The 20,885-nt window shown below is 52.8% G+C and carries 23 protein-coding genes and 1 riboswitch; of the genes, 9 read left to right on the forward strand and 14 right to left on the reverse strand.

Features of this window, described 5'->3' with window-relative positions; genetic code table 11:
• Nucleotides 1-85: 85 nt before the first annotated feature.
• The 4 genes from proB to rplU all read right to left on the reverse strand — a co-directional run bounded on the left by proB (nucleotide 86) and on the right by rplU (nucleotide 2,923).
• The gene (gene proB / locus QZJ86_RS02160; protein ID WP_301936046.1) at nucleotides 86-1,207 is read right to left on the reverse strand and encodes a glutamate 5-kinase; all 1,122 of its coding nucleotides are present in this window, start codon (nucleotides 1,205-1,207) and stop codon (nucleotides 86-88) included.
• Complete coding sequence (cgtA, locus tag QZJ86_RS02165) at nucleotides 1,194-2,252, reverse strand: Obg family GTPase CgtA (RefSeq protein ID WP_301936049.1); 1,059 nt, start codon at nucleotides 2,250-2,252, stop codon at nucleotides 1,194-1,196. Before cgtA ends, proB begins: the two co-directional genes overlap by 14 nt.
• A gap of 86 nt (nucleotides 2,253-2,338) precedes the next feature.
• Complete coding sequence (gene rpmA, locus QZJ86_RS02170) at nucleotides 2,339-2,596, reverse strand: 50S ribosomal protein L27 (RefSeq protein ID WP_205452929.1); 258 nt, start codon at nucleotides 2,594-2,596, stop codon at nucleotides 2,339-2,341.
• A 15-nt stretch (nucleotides 2,597-2,611) separates the two neighbouring features.
• On the reverse strand, nucleotides 2,612-2,923 hold the full coding sequence (gene rplU / locus QZJ86_RS02175) for a 50S ribosomal protein L21 (RefSeq protein ID WP_301936055.1): 312 nt from the start codon (nucleotides 2,921-2,923) through the stop codon (nucleotides 2,612-2,614).
• 206 nt (nucleotides 2,924-3,129) lie between these two features.
• On the opposite strand from rplU, the gene QZJ86_RS02180 reads away from it, so the two are divergent.
• Complete coding sequence (locus QZJ86_RS02180; protein ID WP_301936057.1) at nucleotides 3,130-4,134, forward strand: polyprenyl synthetase family protein; 1,005 nt, start codon at nucleotides 3,130-3,132, stop codon at nucleotides 4,132-4,134.
• 7 nt (nucleotides 4,135-4,141) lie between these two features.
• Here the strand turns inward: QZJ86_RS02180 and QZJ86_RS02185 are convergent, their stop codons facing one another.
• Together QZJ86_RS02185 and recD are read right to left on the reverse strand one after the other, a co-directional pair.
• Entirely contained in the window at nucleotides 4,142-4,549 is a 408-nt protein-coding gene (locus QZJ86_RS02185) for a hypothetical protein (RefSeq protein WP_301936059.1), read from the reverse strand.
• 7 nt (nucleotides 4,550-4,556) lie between these two features.
• Nucleotides 4,557-6,191 (reverse strand): exodeoxyribonuclease V subunit alpha, encoded by a 1,635-nt coding sequence (recD, locus tag QZJ86_RS02190; RefSeq protein WP_301936061.1) that lies wholly within the window; start codon nucleotides 6,189-6,191, stop codon nucleotides 4,557-4,559.
• Nucleotides 6,192-6,355: 164 nt separating this feature from the next.
• A riboswitch (TPP riboswitch) is annotated at nucleotides 6,356-6,463 on the forward strand.
• A 32-nt stretch (nucleotides 6,464-6,495) separates the two neighbouring features.
• Here recD and thiC point away from each other — a divergent pair.
• The 7 genes from thiC to QZJ86_RS02225 all read left to right on the forward strand — a co-directional run bounded on the left by thiC (nucleotide 6,496) and on the right by QZJ86_RS02225 (nucleotide 14,022).
• Entirely contained in the window at nucleotides 6,496-8,364 is a 1,869-nt protein-coding gene (gene thiC / locus QZJ86_RS02195) for a phosphomethylpyrimidine synthase ThiC (protein WP_301936063.1), read from the forward strand.
• Between the two features lie 200 nt (nucleotides 8,365-8,564).
• The gene (gene pilB / locus QZJ86_RS02200; RefSeq protein WP_301936066.1) at nucleotides 8,565-10,277 is read left to right on the forward strand and encodes a type IV-A pilus assembly ATPase PilB; all 1,713 of its coding nucleotides are present in this window, start codon (nucleotides 8,565-8,567) and stop codon (nucleotides 10,275-10,277) included.
• Between the two features lie 2 nt (nucleotides 10,278-10,279).
• Entirely contained in the window at nucleotides 10,280-11,497 is a 1,218-nt protein-coding gene (locus QZJ86_RS02205; protein WP_301936067.1) for a type II secretion system F family protein, read from the forward strand.
• A 70-nt stretch (nucleotides 11,498-11,567) separates the two neighbouring features.
• The gene (locus tag QZJ86_RS02210) at nucleotides 11,568-12,434 is read left to right on the forward strand and encodes a prepilin peptidase (protein ID WP_301936068.1); all 867 of its coding nucleotides are present in this window, start codon (nucleotides 11,568-11,570) and stop codon (nucleotides 12,432-12,434) included.
• A gap of 3 nt (nucleotides 12,435-12,437) precedes the next feature.
• On the forward strand, nucleotides 12,438-13,049 hold the full coding sequence (coaE, locus tag QZJ86_RS02215; protein ID WP_301936070.1) for a dephospho-CoA kinase: 612 nt from the start codon (nucleotides 12,438-12,440) through the stop codon (nucleotides 13,047-13,049).
• Nucleotides 13,046-13,819 (forward strand): cell division protein ZapD, encoded by a 774-nt coding sequence (zapD, locus tag QZJ86_RS02220; RefSeq protein WP_301936071.1) that lies wholly within the window; start codon nucleotides 13,046-13,048, stop codon nucleotides 13,817-13,819. The genes coaE and zapD overlap by 4 nt, the downstream gene beginning before the upstream one ends.
• Complete coding sequence (locus QZJ86_RS02225; RefSeq protein ID WP_301936073.1) at nucleotides 13,819-14,022, forward strand: DNA gyrase inhibitor YacG; 204 nt, start codon at nucleotides 13,819-13,821, stop codon at nucleotides 14,020-14,022. Before zapD ends, QZJ86_RS02225 begins: the two co-directional genes overlap by 1 nt.
• A gap of 14 nt (nucleotides 14,023-14,036) precedes the next feature.
• Here QZJ86_RS02225 and QZJ86_RS02230 read toward each other — a convergent pair whose 3' ends face one another.
• From QZJ86_RS02230 to QZJ86_RS02255, 6 genes are all read right to left on the reverse strand, one after another.
• Nucleotides 14,037-14,981, reverse strand: a complete 945-nt coding sequence (locus QZJ86_RS02230; protein WP_301936076.1) for a Nudix family hydrolase — start codon at nucleotides 14,979-14,981, stop codon at nucleotides 14,037-14,039.
• Between the two features lie 9 nt (nucleotides 14,982-14,990).
• Nucleotides 14,991-16,205: a bifunctional glutamate N-acetyltransferase/amino-acid acetyltransferase ArgJ gene (gene argJ / locus QZJ86_RS02235; RefSeq protein ID WP_301936078.1), complete on the reverse strand. Its 1,215-nt coding sequence runs from the start codon at nucleotides 16,203-16,205 to the stop codon at nucleotides 14,991-14,993.
• A gap of 524 nt (nucleotides 16,206-16,729) precedes the next feature.
• The gene (locus tag QZJ86_RS02240) at nucleotides 16,730-17,158 is read right to left on the reverse strand and encodes a hypothetical protein (RefSeq protein ID WP_301936081.1); all 429 of its coding nucleotides are present in this window, start codon (nucleotides 17,156-17,158) and stop codon (nucleotides 16,730-16,732) included.
• Nucleotides 17,149-17,454, reverse strand: a complete 306-nt coding sequence (locus QZJ86_RS02245) for a hypothetical protein (protein ID WP_301936083.1) — start codon at nucleotides 17,452-17,454, stop codon at nucleotides 17,149-17,151. The genes QZJ86_RS02240 and QZJ86_RS02245 overlap by 10 nt, the downstream gene beginning before the upstream one ends.
• A 31-nt stretch (nucleotides 17,455-17,485) precedes the next feature.
• The gene (locus QZJ86_RS02250; RefSeq protein ID WP_301936085.1) at nucleotides 17,486-17,761 is read right to left on the reverse strand and encodes a sulfurtransferase TusA family protein; all 276 of its coding nucleotides are present in this window, start codon (nucleotides 17,759-17,761) and stop codon (nucleotides 17,486-17,488) included.
• Nucleotides 17,758-18,801 carry a tRNA (5-methylaminomethyl-2-thiouridylate)-methyltransferase gene (locus QZJ86_RS02255; protein WP_301936086.1) on the reverse strand — a complete coding sequence of 348 codons (1,044 nt, stop codon included), beginning with the start codon at nucleotides 18,799-18,801 and terminating at the stop codon, nucleotides 17,758-17,760. The genes QZJ86_RS02250 and QZJ86_RS02255 overlap by 4 nt, the downstream gene beginning before the upstream one ends.
• A 379-nt stretch (nucleotides 18,802-19,180) precedes the next feature.
• Between QZJ86_RS02255 and QZJ86_RS02260 the strand changes: the two genes are divergently transcribed.
• Nucleotides 19,181-20,335, forward strand: a complete 1,155-nt coding sequence (locus tag QZJ86_RS02260; RefSeq protein ID WP_301936087.1) for a PilT/PilU family type 4a pilus ATPase — start codon at nucleotides 19,181-19,183, stop codon at nucleotides 20,333-20,335.
• Between the two features lie 24 nt (nucleotides 20,336-20,359).
• Here the strand turns inward: QZJ86_RS02260 and QZJ86_RS02265 are convergent, their stop codons facing one another.
• Together QZJ86_RS02265 and QZJ86_RS02270 are read right to left on the reverse strand one after the other, a co-directional pair.
• Entirely contained in the window at nucleotides 20,360-20,683 is a 324-nt protein-coding gene (locus tag QZJ86_RS02265) for an NGG1p interacting factor NIF3 (RefSeq protein WP_301936088.1), read from the reverse strand.
• Between the two features lie 51 nt (nucleotides 20,684-20,734).
• Nucleotides 20,735-20,884 (reverse strand): hypothetical protein, encoded by a 150-nt coding sequence (locus QZJ86_RS02270; RefSeq protein WP_301936089.1) that lies wholly within the window; start codon nucleotides 20,882-20,884, stop codon nucleotides 20,735-20,737.
• Nucleotide 20,885: the final 1 nt, after the last annotated feature.

Consider the following 20,885-nt stretch of genomic DNA (forward strand, 5'->3'; position numbering starts at 1 on the left):
TGTGCCTTTAAAATGTTGATAACAGATATTGTGATTCAACTTGAGCGTGACATGCCGGCTGGGCCGATCTGCCCAGCCGGCTGAGTTAGACTAGAACCAAATTGTCGCGATGGATTAATTCGTCTTCGTCAGCGTAACCCAGCAAGGCTTCGAATTCGCCGCTGGATTTGCCAGCGATCTTGCCTGCATCTTCCGAGCCGTAATTGATCAAGCCACGGGCGATTTCCTGGCCTTTCAAATCCAGGCAAGATACCAAATCGCCGCGTTGAAACACGCCTTGTACGGATTTGACGCCGACCGCCAGCAGGCTTTTGCCTGCGTCTTTTAAAATTTTCACCGCGCCGTCGTCCAGCGTGACGCTGCCCTTGAGTTGCAATTGTCCGGCCAGCCATTGTTTTCTGGCTGCTAGCGGCGCGATATTCGGGATTAAATAAGTGCCTAATTCTTTGCCGTCGAATACGCCGGTGACGACGTTGTCGATCTTGCCCGAGACGATCACAGTGGCGGCGCCGGAGCGAGCGGCTAGGCGGGCGGCGCGGACCTTGGTGTACATACCGCCGCGGCCCAGGCCGCTGATGCTGCCGCCGGCGACTTCGTCGAGCCGGCTTTCGTTGACGCTGATGCTGGAAATCAATTTGGCGTCTGGATGCAGACTGGGATTGGCGTCGAATAGGCCGGTTTGGTCGGTAAGCAGGATGAGCAGATCGGCTTCCACCAGGTTGGCGACCAAGGCGCCTAGTGTATCGTTGTCGCCGAAACGGATTTCTTCGGTGGCGACCGCGTCGTTTTCGTTGATGACCGGCACGACGCCAAAGTCTAGCAGTGTCAGCAAGGTGCTGCGGGCATTTAGGTAGCGTTGGCGGTCGGAAAGATCGTCGTGGGTTAACAGAACTTGTGCGGCCAGCAAGTTGTGAGTTTGAAATTCGTCTTCAAAGCGTCTGACCAAGCCCATCTGGCCGACCGAGGCGGCGGCCTGCAACTCATGTAAGGTTTTGGGCCGGGCTTTTAGTTTTAAACGAGACATGCCTTCCGCGACCGAGCCGGAGGATACCAATACCACATCGATGCCGCGTTGTCTGAGCGCGGCCATTTGCGCGACCCAGTTGGCAATGGCGGCTTTGTTGAGGCCGCGTCCGCCGTCGGTCAGCAGGGAGCTGCCGATCTTGACGACAACCCGTTTGGCTTGAGAAAACTCAGATCGGCTCACTGGGCAACTCCTGTTGCTCTAATGTTGGCTGGGCTTTTTGTTGGTCGAGGAAGTCCATGATCGCGTACATCAACGCTTGGGTGCCTTGATTTTTTAATGCAGAAATCAAAAATACCGGGCCGGTCCAGCCCAGTTCGTCGACGATGGCTTGGCAGTGTTGTTCGACTTCGTCGTCCGGCACATTATCGATTTTGTTTAACACCAGCCAACGCGGTTTGTTGGCCAGGTCATCGCTCCATTTTTCCACTTCGTGGATGATTTTGCGCGCGGCGCTGATCGGCGTTTCATCGCTTTCGTACGGGGCAATGTCGACGATATGCAACAATAAGCCGGTTCTGGATAAGTGCTTCAGGAATTGCAAGCCAAGTCCGGCGCCTTCGGCGGCGCCTTCGATCACGCCAGGAATATCGGCAATCACAAAGCTGCGCAAATCGTCGACGCGCACGACGCCGAGATTGGGGTGCAGGGTGGTGAACGGGTAGTCGGCGACTTTCGGGCGGGCGGACGATACGGTGCGGATCAGGCTGGATTTGCCGGCATTGGGCATGCCCAGCAAGCCGACATCGGCGATGACCATCAATTCCAGGCGCAACATCCGGTGTTCGCCAGCCGAACCTTTGCTGGTTTGCTGCGGTGCGCGATTGACGCTGCTCTTGAAGCGAGTGTTGCCCAGGCCGTGAAACCCGCCCTTGGCAACTAATAATTGTTGGCCGGGTTTGGTCAAGTCGCCGATTTTTTCGCCGGTGTCGGCTTCGTAAACGATAGTGCCGGGCGGTACCGGGACGAAACAGTCGTCGCCTTTCTTGCCGGTGCAGTCGCGGCTGCCGCCATTCTGGCCGCGTTGGGCACGGTGCATGGAGTGATAACGGAAATCGACCAGCGTGTTGACGTTTTCGGTGGCCACCAGGTAGACGCTGCCGCCGTCGCCGCCGTCGCCGCCGTCCGGGCCGCCTAAGGGAATATATTTTTCGCGGCGAAATGAGGCTTTGCCATTGCCGCCGTCGCCTGCTTCTACGCGGATTTCCGCTTCGTCAACAAATCTCATGATTGTCCAGTCGATATAAACAAAAAAGCCCCGCTGAAAACGAGGCTTTTCTTTTCAGTTGTGCAAAAACCGCACAGCCAAGAAATTTACGCTGCTGCGATGCTGACGTATTTGCGGTTTTTAGGGCCTTTCTCTTCAAAAACCACTTTGCCGTCGATTGTCGCAAACAAGGTGTGATCTTTGCCGATACCTACGTTGGTGCCGGGGTGGAATTGGGTGCCGCGTTGGCGAACCAGAATGTTGCCCGCTTTAACCACTTGACCGCCGAAACGTTTAACGCCAAGGCGCTGCGCCTGAGAGTCGCGACCGTTACGAGTACTACCGCCTGCCTTCTTATGAGCCATTTTCTATCCTCGCTATTATGCAGAAATGCCAGTGATCTGGATTTCTGTGTAGTATTGACGATGCCCCTGTTGTTTCATGTGGTGCTTACGTCTTCTGAATTTGATGATTCTGACTTTTTTGTGTCTGCCCTGAGAAACTACGGTTGCAGTCACTTTGCCGCCTTCGACATATGGCTGACCTACTTTTACAGAGTCACCTGATTGAACCATCAGCACTTTGTCGAACTCTACGCTGTCGCCGGCGCCCAACTCAAGTTTTTCTATTTTTAAGGTAGTACCCTCTGCGACCCGATACTGTTTACCACCTGTTTGAATTACCGCATACATCAGCGTAAGCTCCATCAAGCATAATCTGTTAAAAGTGAACAGAGGATTATATTTTTAAATTAGAGTGCAGTCAAACATAAATTCCGGTTAAAACAAATTGCACAATAAGCTGTTAAAGTAGGTGCTATTGACACTACCTGCTATTCTTCATAGGATGACCGGTTATTCACGTTATACGCTACCGAGCGACAAGTTCACAACATTACATGATAGCTAAAGTTTCAACGCCAGCTTCAGTCACTATAGACTTCGATTCGATTAAAAATTTAACCAGCGCGGAAAGTCAAGCTGTCGACCGGTTGATTTTGGACGAACTAAGCTCCGATGTTGTGCTGATTAATCAAATTGGTCATTACATTATCGGCAACGGCGGTAAGCGATTGCGGCCGATGTTGCTATTGCTGGCCGCCAAAGCGCTCGGCAAGGTTGACGATCATCATCTGATCATGGCCGCCGTCATCGAATTCATTCATACCGCCACGCTACTGCACGACGATGTGGTCGACGAATCGGTATTGCGGCGCGGTAAGGAATCCGCGAATGCGGTGTGGGGGAATGCTGCCAGCGTTCTGGTCGGCGATTATCTGTACTCCAGCGCTTTCGAGATGATGGTGCGCACCAGCAAAATGCGGGTCATGGAAATTCTGTCCAAGACCACCACCGCGATTGCCGAAGGCGAAGTATTGCAATTGTTGAACTGCAATAATCCTGATACCACCGAAGCAAAATATCTGGATGTGATCGCCCGTAAAACCGCTATTTTATTCAGCACCGCTACCCGCTTGGCGGCGGTGATTTCCGAGGCGGATCCGGCAATCGAAAATGCCTTGGCGATTTATGGCCAACAATTAGGTGTGGCGTTTCAATTGATCGACGATGCGCTGGACTACAAAGCCAATAGCGAAGAGTTGGGCAAGAATCTTGGCGACGACTTGGCGGAAGGCAAGCCGACCTTGCCGCTGATCTATGCGATCCAGCACGGCAACGAGCAACAAGCCAAAATCGTGGTCGATGCGATTCGCCACGGCTCGCGCGAGGCGTTCAACGACGTCTATGAGGTGGTTAAGGCCACCAACGCGATTGAATATACCGAGCGATGCGCGGACCGCGCAGCCGAACAGGCGATCGATGCGTTACAATGTCTACCCGAATCGGAATACAAACGGGCGCTGGAAGCTCTGGCGCGCTTTTCGGTGCAACGCAGTCACTGATTCTCTTTCATTGTTCTTCATCCGGTAAGGCGGTTAATTGCTGGATGGATTCCAAGAGCGGTGTGTACAGCGTTTCGATTTTTGCCAGGACTTGCTGCAAAAACAGGCCGACTTCGCTGTTCTCCATGTCGGGTTGTGCCTCAAACAAGCGCTGTTCCAGTGCGCTCATCGCATCGTTATCCACCAACTCTTCCAAATCGGCCAGCGTTTTTGAATTTGCCAGCTTGGTGCTGAATTCCGCTTTCTTTAAGCCCGCTAGTTCGTGGTTCAATCCGTCTATGCTTTCTTGTACTCCCCGCGCCAAGTCATAAATTTCTTTAAGCAAGCTCAAGTCGCTGCTCAATAAAGCGAGCTGATTTGCCGATTCTTCTATATCGGTCAGCAGTCGCTTGCCGCGCTTTTTAATCGATGTCATTCGTTTATTACTCCATGTTCGCTGTTGCCAACTTAGCGGCTAGGCCGCTGTCTCGTAACACCTTGTGGCCAATAGTGGCGGTCAATATTGCTTGATGCGTGGCGATGGCGACCGTCTTCCTGGCGCGGGTAATCGCGGTATAGAGCAGCTCTTTGCTCAGCACCGGATTGATCTTATCCGGCAGCATGATGAGCACGCTCTCGAATTCCGAGCCCTGGCTTTTGTGGATGGTCATCGCAAACACCGTTTCACAGGCCGGTAGCCGACCCGGCCGTAGTTTTTTGATGCTGCCATCGCCGCGCGGAAAAAACACGCGTAATTGGCCTTCGTTTTCGACGTCGCTTAAGCACAAGCCTATATCGCCGTTGTAGAGCTGCATGCCGGCGTGATTGGCGGCGATCATGATAGGTCTGCCTGCATACCATTGATTGCTCGATTTAATCTTATTGCGCTTTACTAATTCTTGTTCGACGCGGTGATTGATGTCGCCGACCGAGTGATGACCGCGTTGATTGGCGCACAGCACTTGGAAGCGGTTAAAGGCCGCGAATATGCTAGAAAAATCGGCACCGTCGGCCATCAGCTGTAAATACGCTAAATAGTTTTCGACGATAAAATCGATGGGATCGTCCTTAAGCAGATAGGTCGGCTGGCTATGGTCTTGCAATAATTGCCAAGCGAGTTCAGCTTGCTGCTGGTTGACAGTGTCGGCCAGCGCCTTGATATGCCCTTGAAAGCGATGTGATTTTTGCAGCTCGATAGTTTGTGCCGGCAATCCGCTGGACAAATCCGCCAATACCGATCCCGATTCGACCGAAGCCAGCTGATCCTTGTCGCCCAGCAGAATCAACCTTGAGCCAGGTTTTAAGGAATCCACCAGTTTGCTCATCAAGGCCAGATCGACCATCGATGTTTCGTCGACGACCAGTACATCGTAGGGCAAAGGGTTCTCGGCGTGGTGTTTGAAATACGGTGACGGCGGCATCGCGCCGAGTAAGCGATGTAGCGTGCCGGCTTTTTCCGGGATTTGGGCTTTCAGCTCAGGCGGGCAGGGCAAATCCGCCTTGTTGCCGGCTATCGATTCTTGCAGGCGCATGGCGGCCTTGCCGGTGGGCGCGGCCAAGGCGATGTGCAAGGGCTGTTCGGCGGTTTCCAGCAGCAAGGCCAGTATTTTGAGCACCGTAGTGGTCTTGCCAGTGCCGGGGCCGCCGGTAATGATAGTCAATGCCTGGCTGGCGGCGCATTTGGCGGCCTGTTTCTGCCAGTCGATTTCGTCGTCGCTGCTTGGGAAGTAACCTGTCAGCGTCTTATCCAAATCTGCGACGCTAAAGTTTTGCCGGGATATGGCTTTGATTTGTTTGGCTAGGCGTTGTTCGTATTGCCAATAACGATGCAGATACAAGCGGTCGGCTTCGACGACGAGCGGCGTGACTTGGTTGCTGGAGGCAAATCCCGATGCCAAGAGCAAGTCCCTGTCTTCGTTGGTGATGCCTATGCAGCTATGGCCCGACGATTGCCGCGCGGATAATCGCAGCAGCAATTCTTCAAAGCGGTTTTTTTGTGGGCCGCTGAGAGGGCTGCGTTCGCTGAGAAAATGCGCAAATCCGAAATCCAGTTGGCTGAATTGCGATGAGTCGTTCATTGGCGAATCTGTTATCCGAGGTAGCGAGTAAGGCCTATGATAACAACTGCCGGGGTGGCAGGTAATGAGTGTGTAAAACCCATTGTTTTATAAGCTTTTTGTGGCGAAGGCGCGCGGCGCGGCGCTTGCAATTGGCTCGATTATCATTTAACTTAGCAAGTCACCTGAAAGGCTAGGGGTGCTTTCCGTTGTCTGCAAGCCCGGAAAGCTGAGAAAAACCCTTCGAACCTGAACCGGTTAACACCGGCGTAGGAAAGCCCTATCTTCCCTGCGCTTGCGATTTATTGAGATTTTGGAGATAAGCATGAGCGCTGTCCGCAATGAAATTACTACCGATACCGGCAGTAGCATAAGAATCGATTCCTATCCCGCCTCGGAAAAAGTCTATATCCCAGGCAGTCGTCCCGACATGCAGGTGCCGATGCGCCAGATCAACCTGTCGGATACGCCCGCACACTTTGGCGCGGAAAAGAATCCACCGATTTACGTTTACGATACCTCCGGCCCTTACACCGATCCGAATGTTGATATCAATCTGCATCAAGGTTTGGGCTCGGTACGTAATAAATGGATAGAAGAACGCGGCGATACCGAAGTTTTGAATGGCCCGACTTCCAAATTTGGCCACGAGCGCTTGCACGACCCCAAGACCGCGCATTTGCGTTTCGAACTGACCCGCAATCCGCGCCGCGCCAAAGCCGGCCATAACGTCTCGCAAATGCATTATGCCCGCAAAGGCATCATCACCCCAGAGATGGAATACATCGCGATCCGCGAAAATCAGAATCTGGAAGCGATGCGCGACCGTTACCAAGGCCAGCATCCAGGCTTTTCCTACGGCGCCAACATTCAATCCTTCATCACCCCGGAATTCGTTCGTGACGAAGTCGCCAGAGGCCGCGCCATCATCCCGGCCAACATCAACCATCCGGAGCTGGAACCGATGATCATCGGCCGCAACTTCCTGGTCAAGATCAACGGCAACCTGGGCAACTCGGCGGTGACTTCTTCCATCGAAGAAGAAGTGGAGAAAATGCTGTGGGGCATCCGCTGGGGCGCCGACACCATCATGGACTTGTCGACCGGCAAAAACATCCACGAAACCCGCGAATGGATCTTGCGCAATTCGCCGGTGCCTATCGGCACCGTGCCGATTTACCAAGCCCTGGAAAAAGTCGACGGCAAAGCCGAAGAACTGACCTGGGAAATCTTCCGCGACACATTGATCGAACAAGCCGAACAAGGCGTGGATTATTTCACCATCCATGCCGGCGTCCGTCTGCATCACGTGCCATTGACCGCCAAACGCCTGACCGGCATCGTCTCGCGCGGCGGTTCCATCATGGCGAAATGGTGTCTGGCTCACCATACCGAAAGCTTCCTTTACACCAATTTCGAGGAAATCTGCGAAATCATGAAGGCCTACGACGTGTCGTTCTCATTGGGCGACGGTTTGCGTCCGGGTTCGATTTACGACGCCAACGACGCCGCCCAGTTCGGCGAACTGGAAACCCTGGGCGAGTTGACTCAAGTCGCCTGGAAACACGACGTGCAAACCATGATCGAAGGCCCCGGCCACGTGCCGTTGCAAATGATCAAGGTCAACATGGACAAGCAATTGGAAGACTGCTTCGAAGCGCCTTTCTACACCTTGGGGCCGCTGACCACCGACATCGCGCCCGGCTACGACCACATCACCTCGGCGATTGGCGCGGCCAATATCGGCTGGTACGGCTGTGCGATGCTGTGCTACGTCACCCAAAAAGAACATTTGGGTTTGCCCAATAAGCAGGACGTCCGCGAAGGTATCGTCACCTACAAGATCGCCGCCCATGCCGCCGATCTGGCCAAAGGCCACCCCGGCGCGCAGATTCGCGACAACGCGATGTCCAAGGCGCGTTTCGAATTTCGTTGGGATGATCAATTCAACCTGGCGCTGGATCCGGAAAAAGCCCGCTCTTTCCATGATGAAACCTTGCCGAAAGAGTCCGCGAAAGTCGCGCATTTTTGCTCGATGTGTGGCCCGCATTTCTGCTCGATGAAAATCACCCAGGACGTGCGCAACTACGCCGAGCAAAAAGGCTTGGAGGAAGCGGAAGCGCTGAAGAAGGGTATGGAAGAAAAGTCGGAGCAATTCCTGAAGGAAGGCGCGGCGATTTATCACGAAATCTGATTGTTGTTGCCTGCCATCGGCACGATTTTCGTGCTGGTGGCAGGTCGATATTTGCCGCGGAGTTTCAGTGAATTGACTGTCGGCGCCCCTATGCTGTTCTGTCCGGGTCTTAAGCAACGTTCGGTGAGGTTGGATAAAATCCTTACTTCATCTATAGTTGCAGCACTTAGTTGCAGTAAAACCAATCCAGACTTTTTTTCATGGCGACAGCATCTTCAAACATCCATTTCAGCGGCTTGGTCAAATGCCTGATTCAACAAGGCTTGCTGACTGAGGACTTAGCGGCAACCTGTCTACAGGAGGCGCAGAAACGCAAGCAGCCGTTCATTAGCTATTTGGTCGAGAATAAGTACACGGACAGTAAAACCGTGGCGTCGTTGGCGTCGGCGGAATTCGGTGTGCCGTTTTTCGATCTGGATGCGATCGATATTTCGTTTTTGCCGATCAAAATGGTCAGCGAGAAATTGATCCGTCAACATCATGCCTTACCGTTGTTCAAGCGCGGTAACCGCTTATTCGTGGCGACCGCCGATCCGACCAATTTTCAGGCTCTGGACGAGATCAAATTCCATACGCGTCACAATACCGAAAACATTTTGGTCGAAGAAGACAAACTGATCAAAATGATAGACAAGGCGCTGGAAGCGGCCGATACGTCGATGAAGGATTTGTTGGACGACGATCTTGACAATATCGATATTTCCGCTGGCGATGATCGGCCTGCTGAAGAAGCGATGGGTTCCGATGTTGACGATGCGCCTATTGTTCGTTTTGTGAATAAAATCCTGCTCGATTCGATCAAGCGCGGGGTGTCGGATATACACATGGAACCTTTCGAGAAAAAATTCCGCATCCGTTTCCGGGCTGACGGCATCTTATCGGAAGTGGCCAGTCCGCCGGTCGGCATCGCTAACCGGATTATTTCCAGACTGAAAGTCATGTCGAGAATGGATATCGCCGAGCGGCGGGTGCCGCAGGACGGCCGGATCAAGATGCAGATTTCCAAGAATCGCGCGATCGACTTCCGGGTCAATACCTGTCCGACGCTGTTCGGCGAAAAAGTGGTTTTGAGGATTCTCGATCCAACCAGCGCCCAGATCGGTATCGAAAAACTCGGTTTCGAGCCCGATCAGCAGAAAAGTTTCTTGGAAGCGATTCACAAGCCTTACGGTATGGTGCTGGTCACCGGGCCGACCGGTAGCGGTAAAACCGTATCGCTCTATACCGGCTTGAATATTCTAAATAGCATCGAATGCAATATTTCTACGGCTGAAGATCCGGTGGAGATCACCGTGGAAGGCATCAATCAGGTCAACGTCAACCCCAAGGCCGGCTTGACCTTTGCCGAAGCGCTACGCGCGTTCTTGCGGCAAGACCCCGACATCATCATGGTCGGCGAGATTCGCGATCTGGAAACCGCCAGTATCGCCGTCAAGGCGGCGCAAACCGGTCACATGGTATTGTCCACGCTGCATACCAACGATGCGCCGCAAACCATCAACCGGCTGGTGCAGATGGGTATCGAACCGTTCAATATCGTTTCGGCGGTGGTTTTGATCATGGCGCAACGGCTAGCCCGTCGCTTGTGCGAGCATTGCAAGCAAGAGGTCGATTATCCGGAAAGCGCCTTGCTGTCGGCCGGATTTAAGAAGGAAGAAATCGGTACGTTCAAAGTATACGGTCCGGTGGGCTGCGAACATTGCAATAACGGTTACAAAGGCCGGGTGGGGATTTACCAGGTGATGCCGATTACCGAAAACATGCGCGCGCTGATCCTGAATGGCGGCAATTCAATGCAAATGGCGGAATTGTCGAAAACTGAAGGCATCAACGATTTAAGAATGTCAGGGCTGTTAAAAATTAAGCAGGGCATTACCTCGCTCCAAGAAATTGACCGGGTCACCAAGGAATAATCATGGCGAAACAAGAAGAGCAAATCGAATTCAATTGGGACGGCTTCGATAAACAGAACAAAAAGACCAAAGGCACCATCAGCGCCAAAAGCGAGGTGATTGCCCGCGCCGAATTGCGGCGGATGGGTATTCGGGTGACGGCGATCAAACCCAAGCCCAAACCGCTGTTTGGTCCTAGAGTACAGAAAATCACGCCCGGCGATATTGCGGTATTTGCCAGACAATTGGCCACCATGCTGGCGGCTGGCGTACCCTTGGTGCAATCCTTCGACATCATCGGCAAGGGCCATGATAATGCCAGCATGTCCGAATTGCTGCTGGGGATTAAGGCCGACGTGGAAGGCGGTGACACCTTGGCGCAAGCCTTGGGTAGAAAGCCGCTGTATTTCGATGATCTGTTTTGCAATCTGGTCGAGGCCGGCGAACATGCCGGGGTGTTGGAAACCTTGCTGGACAAGATCGCTACTTACAAAGAAAAGACCGAATCGATCAAGAAAAAAGTTAAAAAAGCCTTGACCTATCCGATTGCGGTATTGGTAGTGGCGTTTATCGTTACCGCGATTTTGCTGATTTTCGTGGTGCCGGTGTTCGAGGATTTGTTTAAAGGTTTCGGTGCCGATCTGCCGGCGTTCACTCAGTTTGTCATCGAGTTATCGGCCTGGGTGCAGGAATGGTGGTGGATGGTGGTGGCCGTGGTTGCGGTCACTTCTTATGTGTTTATGTATTTTAAGAAACGCTCGCGGCCGTTTAACCATTTTCTGGATAGGATGTTGTTGAAAATTCCGGTGGTGGGCATGATTCTGGAAAAATCGGCTATCGCTCGCTTTGCCAGAACCCTCTCCACCATGTCGGCGGCCGGGGTGCCCTTGGTCGAGGCGCTGGCTTCCGTAGCCGGGGCCTGCGGCAATATTTTGTTCTACGATGCGGTCATGAAAGTCCGCGATGACGTATCCACCGGTCAGCAATTGAAATTTGCATTGGAACAGACCGGCATGTTTCCGAATATGGTGGTGCAAATGGTGGCAATCGGCGAGGAGTCAGGCTCGATCGACGCCATGCTGGATAAGGTCGCCGATTTCTACGAAGAAGAAGTGGATAATCTGGTCGACAATTTAAGCAGCTTGATGGAGCCTATCATTATGGTGATATTGGGTATCCTGGTCGGCGGTTTGATCGTCGCGATGTATTTGCCTATCTTCAAGCTGGGCGCTGCCATTTAGCTTTGTTATTCCCTCGCTTGGCTGAAAAGGGCAAGCGTGGGTTATTCCTCCCCATTACTCGTCTGCTTTCATGTTGCTTGCCAGTCTTCAACAATCTCCGCTATTGCTGATTAGCGTCGTTTTCGTATTAGGGCTGCTGGTTGGCAGTTTTCTGAATGTGGTGATTTATCGCTTGCCGGTGATGATGCAAGCCGGCTGGCGGCGCGAATGTCACGATTATCTGCAACTGCCGCTGGAAGAAGAGGCGGAAGTATTCAACCTGATGTTGCCGGCCTCGCATTGTCCGTCATGCAAGGCCGAGATCAAGGCCTATCAGAATATTCCGGTGCTCAGTTATCTGTTGCTGGGCGGCAAATGCGGGCATTGCGGCGTCAAAATCGCTATCCGCTATCCGCTGATCGAGGCATTCAGCGGATTGTGTTCGGCAATAGTGGCCTGGCATTTCGGTTATGGTGTGGCGTTGGCGTTCGCGCTGCTGCTGACTTGGAGTTTGATCGCCTTGAGCTTTATCGACATCGATCAGCATTTGCTACCCGATTCCATTACCCTGCCGATGTTGTGGCTAGGTTTGCTGCTGAGTCTGTTTGATATTTACAGTAGTAGCCACGACGCGATTATCGGTGCGATTGCCGGCTATTTGAGCCTATGGAGTGTCTACCAGCTATTTAAGCTACTGACCGGCAAGGAAGGTATGGGCTATGGCGATTTCAAATTGCTAGCGCTATTCGGTGCCTGGCTGGGTTGGCAATATCTGCCGCTGATCGTGCTATTGTCGTCACTGGTGGGGGCGGTCATCGGGGTTGCGATGATCGTGTTTGGCAAGCGTGATGCCGGCAAACCGATACCGTTCGGCCCCTATCTGGCCATGGCCGGTTGGTTGGCGATGCTGTTCGGGCAAGAGATCAACGCTTTATATCTGCATGCCGCCGGTTTGTAATCCGTGCTTAAAATAGGCCTGACCGGCGGGATTGGTAGCGGCAAATCGACCGTCTGTGGTTTGTTTGCCGAACTCGGTGTGCCTATTGTCGATGCGGACCTGATCGCCAGGCAGCTGGTCGAGCCGGGCAGGCCGGCATTGATGCGGATTGCCGAAACCTTTGGGCCACAGATGCTCGACGACGACGGTAGCTTGAATCGGGCCAGGCTGCGGGAAGCAGTATTTGCCGATGCGGATAAAAAGCGCCGGTTGGACGCGATCATGCATCCTTTGGTGTATGGGCAAATCGCGGCGGACGTGATGGCTTTACAGGCCGCATACTGCGTGATTGCGGTGCCTTTGCTGTTCGAGTCGAAAAACGCCTATGCGGTCGACCGGGTGCTGCTGGTCGATTGCCCGGTGGAGGTGCAGATAGAACGGGTTATCGGCCGGGACAAGCTGACGCGTGGGCAAGTGCAAGCCATTATCGACAGCCAAATGCCGCGCAGCGAGCGTCTGGCCAGGGCCGACGATGTGATCGATAACATCGCCGGTCCCGAGCGGCTTGCAGAACAGGTTAAAAGGCTGCACAATTCCTACATTTTATTAGCCACTGCCAGGACACAATCGGCTTGAATACACAAACTATCTACGAATTCCCTCTTAACGAACGAATTCGGGTGTTTATGCGCTTGGAGCAGCTCTTTCAACAGCTCAGTCATTTCATGTTGGGCGCTTCGGTTTTCGACAAACGCGCCGCCATTTCGGTTTTACTCGATATCCTGATGATTTTCAGCCGCAGTGATTTGAAGTCGGAATTGATCAAGGAACTGGATAGGCATACCAAAGTACTGAACCAGCTGGCGCATAGTCATGGGGTCGACGACGAAAAACTACAGGAAATTTTGGCCGAGCTGAATCAAGCCAGCCGTAATTTGTATAGCGCCAGCGGCAAAATCGGCATCAGCGTGATGGAAAGCGATTTATTTCAGAGCATATCGCAGCGCAATTCCATACCGGGCGGCAGCTGTTCCTTCGATCTGCCGGCTTTTCATTACTGGTTGGAGCAACATGAAGCCGAGCAACAAAAAGACTTGGAGCGTTGGACTCAGCCGTTTGTGGATATTCGGGTGGCGATCGATTTGATATTGGGCTTTATTCGGCAAAGCAGTGTGCCGACCCAGGAACTAGCCAAGGCCGGTTTTTTCCAACTGGCCCTGGACAACAAGAATCATCCAGTGCAATTGCTGCGGGTGGGGATAGCGTCCGACACCCCTTGTTTTGCCGAGATTAGCGGCGGCAAGCATCGCTTCAGCATACGTTTTATGAAGCCGTCGGTCGATGAAAATCGGCCCTGCCAAACTTTGGACGATATTGAATTTTCCCTGACCCGCTGCATGTTCTGATGACCGCGCATACCCCGCCGCTAGTGGCTTGCCCCACTTGTCGTAAACCGGTGGCTTGGATAGTCGCCGAAAAATTCAAACCGTTTTGTTCTGAGCGCTGTAAATTGATCGATTTGGGCGACTGGGCTACCGAAGCCCATAAGATCCCCGGTCCGCCGCTTCTCGACGACGAAGACGAAAATCCAGATTTCAGTTCCTATTAAACGATTTTATTCGGCTAATCGTCGCTCAAAAAAGCGCTGATGCCGGCAATGCCTTGTGCGCCGGCAGCCAGTGCCCGATCCAGGTCTTGCTTACCTAAACCGCCCAAGGCGAATACCGGCAGATTGATTTGTTCCAGCAGTTCGGTCATTGCATGCCAGCCTAACGCCGCTGCGCCCGGATGAGAGGTGGTAGGCTGTATCGGTGCCAGCACCGCAAAGTCCAAGCCCAGTGTTTCCGCACGCTGCAGTTCATCCAGATTATGGCAGGATGCCGCTACCCAGCGATAATCTTTCGGTCTTTCAGCGCACGCCAGCAACGCGCGGCTGCTTAGGTGCAGGCCGTGTGCACTAGTGGTATTGACAGGCAAGTCAGAGTTAATCAGCAAGCGAACCTGTTGCTGCCGGCAAAGTTGAGAAACCAGCTCCAATAAGTTTTGCAAATCGGCAACCGGTAAAGACTTGACGCGAAATTGCAGCAGTTTGATGCCGCTCGCTAAAATCAGCCGGCAATTGTCCAGCACTTCGGCGGCGCTTTTGCCTTCTAGGATTGCGTAATAGTGGGGTAGTTGCGCGGCGGCGATAATCGGCAGGTTGGCGGCCGGGAAGCTGAATTCTTGCAATTGTTCCGCGTCTATCCAGCGCATCGCCTGGCCTTCGCAGCCACGCGCCTGGCCGGCAAAGGCCGTAACATTCCAGACATCCAGCAGCACGTGTCTGTCGCCGTAATCGTGGTTGATTCGGATCAGCGGCGAAGCGGCTTTTACCTGGATACCGACTTCTTCCGCCAGTTCGCGAGCCAGCGCCTGTCGCACTGGTTCGCCGGCTTCCAGCTTGCCGCCCGGAAATTCCCACAAACCGCCTTGGTGTGCGTGTTTGGCCCGCCGAGTGATTAAAATCTTGCCGTTGCCATCGCGAACCACGCCGACCGCGACATGCAGCCGTTGGCTATTGTTTGACATGTTGATGCCTTAGGTGCGGTATTCGGCGTTGATCTTGACATAGTCGTAGGAGAAGTCGCAGGTCAACACTTCCTCGCTGGCCGCACCGCGGCCCAGTCTGACCGTCACGGCGATTTCTTCCTGGTTCATCACTCGCTGACCGTCTTGTTCGGTATAAGACGGAGCCCGACCGCCATTTTCGACGATGCAGACCGTGCCCAGATAAATTTCGATTTTATCCAGTTCCATATTTTCCACGCCGGCCCGACCAACGGCCGCCAAGATGCGGCCCCAGTTGGGGTCGCTGGCGAAGAAGGCGGTTTTCACGAGTGGCGAATGGGCGATGGTCTTAGCGACTTGTACCGCTTCGGCGCTATCGCGAGCTTGTTCGACGACGATGCGGATCAGCTTGGTGGCACCTTCGCCATCGCGAATAATCAGTTCCGCCAGGCGTTTGCAGACCGACATGACGGCGGCGGCGAACACCGCATAATGTTCGCTGCCGGCCAGAATTTCCGGTGCCTCGCTACACGCGCTGGCCAACAATACGCAAGCGTCGTTGGTGGAGGTATCGCCGTCCACCGTGATGCGGTTAAAGGATTTTTCCGCCGCCGCCGACAGGCATTCTTGCAATAGAGATTGCTCGATACTGGCATCGGTGGCCACAAAACCCAGCATGGTGGCCATATTGGGCTGGATCATGCCGGCACCCTTGGAAATACCGGTAATCGTGACCGGATGGCCGCCAATGTCGATCACCACCGAGGCGCCTTTGGGAAAGGTGTCGGTGGTCATAATCGCGCGCGCGGCTTGGCTCCAATGGGCTTCATCTAAGTTAGCAACCGCCGCCGGCAATACCTTGGAAAGCTTTTCCACGGGCAAGGGTTCGCCGATCACGCCTGTCGAAAACGGTAAAACCTGTTGGGCAATCGCGTCGACTTCGCCAGCCAGATTGGCGCAACAGGCGAAGGCATCTTGCAGGCCTTGCTTGCCGGTGCCGGCATTGGCGTTACCGGAATTGACCAGTAACCAGCGCGGATTTTGCGATAAATGCGCCTTGGCGATATGCACCGGTGCTGCGCAAAAGGCGTTTTGGGTAAACACCGCCGCGCAACTGCCGCCTTCCGCCATTTCCAGAACTAAAATATCGTCGCGCACGGTTTGTTTGATGCCGGCATTGCAGGTGCCGAGTTTAATGCCTTTGACGGCATGCATGGTGGGGAAGTCGATTTGTCCTACTGCCATTTTTGTAACCTGTTAATACTAATTAGCTGTTCTAATTTGTGTCGCTATCGCGACGGATTTTTTGGGTGTCGGTTCGCGGACCGACAACCGCGATACTTTCTTTTGCGTCGCCAAAAGAAAGTATCCAAAGAAAAGGCGACCCGGATGCCGCTTTGATCCTGCGCTCCTCGCTTTTGAACGGGGTTGCCGAAAGGGGCTTCCTGCCCCTTCGGCAACGCGATGCATCCCTGCATCGCCCCTGCGGGCTGATCCGTCCAAAAGCTCCGGTGCTCGGCACGGCATACGGGGCAAAACCATCCCGGAGTTTGGCAATTAATTAATGCCCCAAAGCCTTTTGTCTCACCCTCGTAGGGTGCATTAGCGATAGCGTAATGCACCGAATAATCGAAGGCCAACATGCGGCGCAATACGGCTTCGACTAATGACACCCCGAGGATTGAGCCTTACCGCGGTGGATTTCTTAATTTCTAACGCCAAGCTAAAGATTACGCGGCATCCCTTTGGGTGACGTATTATGTTTTTATTTAATTTGCATTTAAGTGCTTAAAGTCTTTTCCGCATAAATCGGTATTTGTTACCAATTTCCTCGACAAGAGATCAATTCTGATTGATGCAACAAAATCACCCATTGCCTTTTCTTTTTCTTCATCCGTTGACGGGTTAGATGTATGAACAGTATTCAGAAACGCATACCCTTTTAAAATGACATCATCAGGGCAATATAACCAACAACGATTTAGCTGGTTAAGAAATTCTGTTCTTAGTTCATTTGCGTTCTGTGCACTGACGTAAAAGCCTTTAAGGCAACGCAGTAATTCTCTGTAACTTTCCTCTTTTCTTTGATATTGCTCCCAAACTCGTTTACGCCATTCGTTAACGAACCAAGCGATAATAGCCCCAAAAAGAGGAGCAGCAAATTTCCAAAAGTCTACTGATTCAAGAATTACAAACATAACAAGATATTAAATGGCTTTTGCATATCATCCGTGTCAGCAAATAAAGAGTTGCTATCTGGACGGTTTTCCTCCCGTATGCCGCGCCGAGCACCGGAGCTTTCGGCGGGAATAGCCCGCAGGGGTGCGGCATGGATGCCGCACATCGACAGAGGGGCAGGAAGGCCCTTCTGTCGATCCCCGTCGAAAGCTTCGGAGCGCAGGATCAAAGCGGCATCCGGGTGTCTTTTCTTTTGGGTACTTTTCTTTGGACAAGCAAAGAAAAGTATCTCGGCCGTCGGTCCGAGAACCGACATCTAAAACCCGTCGCGACAGCGACACAACCAATCAAACAACTTCCAACACAATCACATACTCACCATCGACAGCTTTAGTCTCCAACACCTTATGCCCATTGATCCGGCACCAGGCTGGAATATCCTGCATCACGCCCGGATCGGTGCATTCCACTGTCAACACGTCGCCGCTTAGCAGGGTTTTGACTTTATCCTGAGTGCGTATCACCGGCAAAGGACATAGCAGACGGCGGGCGTTCAGGGTTACAGCGCTTGTTCCCGACAATCCGCTGCACTCCCTCCGTCCCTGTAGGTCGTCCTGACTCATACAAACCACTCCTGCGGGATTTCTTCCGCAAGTAGCGGCTTGACGAAAATATTGCGTTCGTTACCTTGACGGTCGCGGATGCTGATTTCCACCTGCTCCGCGTTGCGGCCTTGGCCGTAACGGGCTGTGATTTGCCCCGCCAGATACAGGTCTTCTTCGCTGGGAGTGCCGTCGATCAATGTCAGTGGTCCGTGGTGGCTGGCGCAATTCATATTGATGAATTCTTTTTTGTAGCCGCTCATGAAGCGCGCTTCGCCGTCTTCGCGGGCGACGATGACTTTAAAATGCGGCTTGGGGCGTATATGTCTGCCCACCTTTAATAGCATTACGTCGTCCAGATCGTAATCGCGTTCGCCGCGAGCTTTCCATAAGTCCACCAGTTTCAGCGAGTAGGCCTCGTCTGTCAGAAAACAACAGCCTCCGGCCGGTTGCGCGTAATCGCTAAAGCCGTATTGTTTGGCCAGTGCCATCTGTGGTTTGCGCGAGCGGCCGCTGAAACCGAATAGTCTGTCGCGGCTGATCCAGCCCTCGCGTTCCGGCAAAGTGGCGGGCAAATTTTGCGCCGACAGGGGTCTGACCAATAAATCGTCGGCGCCGGATTCGGCGGCGACAATAGGCATGGTTTGCTTGCGTTGCGACATGGGCCGTTGACCGACCACTTCACCGGTGATGATGAAGTCAAAGCCGTTTTCCGCCATCCATTGTTTGGCCTTGTTGACCATGAAAATCTTGCAATCCAGGCACGGATTCATGTTGGCGCCATAACCGTGCTTGGGGTTCAGCAACACTTGTTTGTATTCTTCGATAATATCGATGATATGCAGCTTGATGCCCAGTTGTTCGGCAACCCACAGCGAATTGTTGCGCTTTACTTTGTCGGCGTCTTGCTTGCGAATGGCATGGGTGTGGCCTTCTACGCAAAAGCCGGTGAAAAAGTTGATACCCTCGACATGGATGCCTTGCTCCATGATGGCCTTGCTGGCTAGCATGGAATCCAGGCCGCCGGAAATCAGCGCCACGGCTTTTCTTTGTTGACTCATAAAACAGGTGTTTATCAGGAAAACCGAGCATTATACTGCGGATTTTAGCGCAATGCCGCCGCCGGGAACGATGTCTGGCAATTAATCTGGTGGAATCATGCCGAAAAAACCAGTCAAAATCAGTGGTTTAATATCCATGATTGGCTAATCTGCCAACTGATACGAACGCCAATCGCTTCTCTTGATACTGTTGAAATTGCCTTGGTTTTTTAAAACGGCTAATGGTTGAGCGGAACCGATCAGTTGGTCCAAGTGCTCGAGGCTTTCTTAGTATTTTTGGCGCTGATCGCATTAATTGAACCAGCTGTCATGGTGCGGCTTCACTTGTCTAGCGATTCGCCTACACTTCTCTGCATTCATCAAAGTGAGACTTACCAATATGGAATTTAAAGATTATCTAAAAATCCTGGTTCAGCACGACGGTTCCGATCTTTATCTGACGGCCGGCGCACCACCGGCGGCTAAGTTTCAAGGCCAATTAAAGCCATTGGAAAATATTAAACTCGGCCACGAACGCATCAAGGAAATCGCCGACAGCATCATGGATGCCGATCAACGCGCCAGCTTCGAGCATGTGCCGGAAATGAATCTCGCCATTTCGGAAGACGGCATTGGCCGGTTTCGGGTCAATATCTTCAAACAACGCAATTCTTACGCATTAGTGATTCGCAACATCAAGGTTGATATTCCTAATGCCGATGTGCTGGGTTTGCCGCAAATTCTGAAAGACAAAATCATGGAAAAGCGCGGCCTGATTTTGTTCGTCGGCGGTACCGGTTCGGGTAAGTCGACCTCGCTAGCGGCCTTGATCGACCATCGCAACAGCAACTCGTCCGGCCATATCATTACTATCGAAGATCCGATCGAATACGTGCATCCGCATAAAAAGTCGCTGGTCAATCAGCGCGAGGTGGGTGTCGATACCCTCAGCTATGAAGATGCGTTGAAAAATACCTTGCGGCAGGCGCCGGATGTGATTTTGATCGGCGAAATTCGTAGCCAGGAAACCATGGAACATGCGTTGGCTTTTGCCGAAACCGGACATTTATGTTTGTCGACCTTGCATGCCAATAACGCTAATCAGGCCTTGGACCGTATCATCAACTTTTTTCCGGAGGAGCGCCGCAATCAGTTGTTGCTGGATTTGTCACTTAATTTGCAAGCCTTTATTTCACAACGCCTGGTGCCGACCATCGAAGGCAAGCGCGTGGCGGCGATTGAAATTTTGCTGGGCACCAAGCTGGTCAGCGATCTGATTCAGAAAGGCGAGGTTCACGCCATCAAGGAAGCGATGGAAAAATCGGAAGCCATCGGCATGCAAACCTTCGATAGCCATTTACTGAAACTTTACAAAGGCGGCGTGATTTCCCTGGAGGAAGCGTTGCGTAATTCTGATTCGCCGAATAACCTGAAACTGAAAATCAACTTGAGCGAGGGCTTGGGATCAGCAACCAAGGGCGGTAACCTCGGCGCGAGCCTCTCCTTGCAGGAAATCAGCAAGAAAGAAGGCGAAGAAGACGAGGAAGGCCACTAACTCTCTTGTGGGGATTGACCGCGTTTAGGGTAAATCGTCAGTGGTCACGATCTTATAAACTTCGTAAGCCGGTTGCTGATAAGGATGGCAAGCCAGCAAGGTTTGGACGACGGTTTTGATCAGATGGTCGGCGCATACCATTTCTACCTTGTATTCGGCGATATGCTGGACTTGGCCAATATGGCCTAGATAAGGCTCGCTACCGGCTAACGGCCGGAATTGGCCTTCGCCAAGCACTTGCCAAGCGCAACTGTCGTAATCGCCGAAACGACCGGCGCCTTGCTCGAACAAAGATTGTTTCACTGGTTCGAGATGGCTGGCCGGTACATAAAAACTCAATCTGTACACGATTTCAGGCTCCGCCGGTTGGCGATGCGCAACGGTTTGCGGCGGCTACCATCAACCAGTCGCCAATAAAAATACTCCCCACAGCACTACGACCAAGGTAATTTCCTCGATCATATTGATGGCGGCCTGGCGGTCGGCCCGGTGCAGCATGGCTGATTGATTGGCTTTTTGATCGCGCATATGAACGGATTGATGAAGCATA

The sequence above is a fragment of the Methylomonas montana genome (assembly GCF_030490285.1).
Classification (GTDB): Bacteria; Pseudomonadota; Gammaproteobacteria; order Methylococcales; family Methylomonadaceae; genus Methylomonas; species Methylomonas montana.

What these genes read in the sequence shown, in the direction of transcription:
- cgtA (WP_301936049.1), bottom strand. Translation starts at nt 2,252, where the DNA reads ATGAGATTTGTTGACGAAGCGGAAATCCGCGTAGAAGCAGGCGACGGC.
- rpmA (WP_205452929.1), bottom strand. Translation starts at nt 2,596, where the DNA reads ATGGCTCATAAGAAGGCAGGCGGTAGTACTCGTAACGGTCGCGACTCT.
- rplU (WP_301936055.1), bottom strand. Translation starts at nt 2,923, where the DNA reads ATGTATGCGGTAATTCAAACAGGTGGTAAACAGTATCGGGTCGCAGAG.
- QZJ86_RS02180 (WP_301936057.1), top strand. Translation starts at nt 3,130, where the DNA reads ATGATAGCTAAAGTTTCAACGCCAGCTTCAGTCACTATAGACTTCGAT.
- QZJ86_RS02185 (WP_301936059.1), bottom strand. Translation starts at nt 4,549, where the DNA reads ATGACATCGATTAAAAAGCGCGGCAAGCGACTGCTGACCGATATAGAA.
- recD (WP_301936061.1), bottom strand. Translation starts at nt 6,191, where the DNA reads ATGAACGACTCATCGCAATTCAGCCAACTGGATTTCGGATTTGCGCAT.
- thiC (WP_301936063.1), top strand. Translation starts at nt 6,496, where the DNA reads ATGAGCGCTGTCCGCAATGAAATTACTACCGATACCGGCAGTAGCATA.
- pilB (WP_301936066.1), top strand. Translation starts at nt 8,565, where the DNA reads ATGGCGACAGCATCTTCAAACATCCATTTCAGCGGCTTGGTCAAATGC.
- QZJ86_RS02205 (WP_301936067.1), top strand. Translation starts at nt 10,280, where the DNA reads ATGGCGAAACAAGAAGAGCAAATCGAATTCAATTGGGACGGCTTCGAT.
- QZJ86_RS02210 (WP_301936068.1), top strand. Translation starts at nt 11,568, where the DNA reads ATGTTGCTTGCCAGTCTTCAACAATCTCCGCTATTGCTGATTAGCGTC.
- QZJ86_RS02225 (WP_301936073.1), top strand. Translation starts at nt 13,819, where the DNA reads ATGACCGCGCATACCCCGCCGCTAGTGGCTTGCCCCACTTGTCGTAAA.
- QZJ86_RS02230 (WP_301936076.1), bottom strand. Translation starts at nt 14,981, where the DNA reads ATGTCAAACAATAGCCAACGGCTGCATGTCGCGGTCGGCGTGGTTCGC.
- argJ (WP_301936078.1), bottom strand. Translation starts at nt 16,205, where the DNA reads ATGGCAGTAGGACAAATCGACTTCCCCACCATGCATGCCGTCAAAGGC.
- QZJ86_RS02240 (WP_301936081.1), bottom strand. Translation starts at nt 17,158, where the DNA reads ATGTTTGTAATTCTTGAATCAGTAGACTTTTGGAAATTTGCTGCTCCT.
- QZJ86_RS02245 (WP_301936083.1), bottom strand. Translation starts at nt 17,454, where the DNA reads ATGTCGGTTCTCGGACCGACGGCCGAGATACTTTTCTTTGCTTGTCCA.
- QZJ86_RS02250 (WP_301936085.1), bottom strand. Translation starts at nt 17,761, where the DNA reads ATGAGTCAGGACGACCTACAGGGACGGAGGGAGTGCAGCGGATTGTCG.
- QZJ86_RS02255 (WP_301936086.1), bottom strand. Translation starts at nt 18,801, where the DNA reads ATGAGTCAACAAAGAAAAGCCGTGGCGCTGATTTCCGGCGGCCTGGAT.
- QZJ86_RS02260 (WP_301936087.1), top strand. Translation starts at nt 19,181, where the DNA reads ATGGAATTTAAAGATTATCTAAAAATCCTGGTTCAGCACGACGGTTCC.
- QZJ86_RS02270 (WP_301936089.1), bottom strand. Translation starts at nt 20,884, where the DNA reads ATGCTTCATCAATCCGTTCATATGCGCGATCAAAAAGCCAATCAATCA.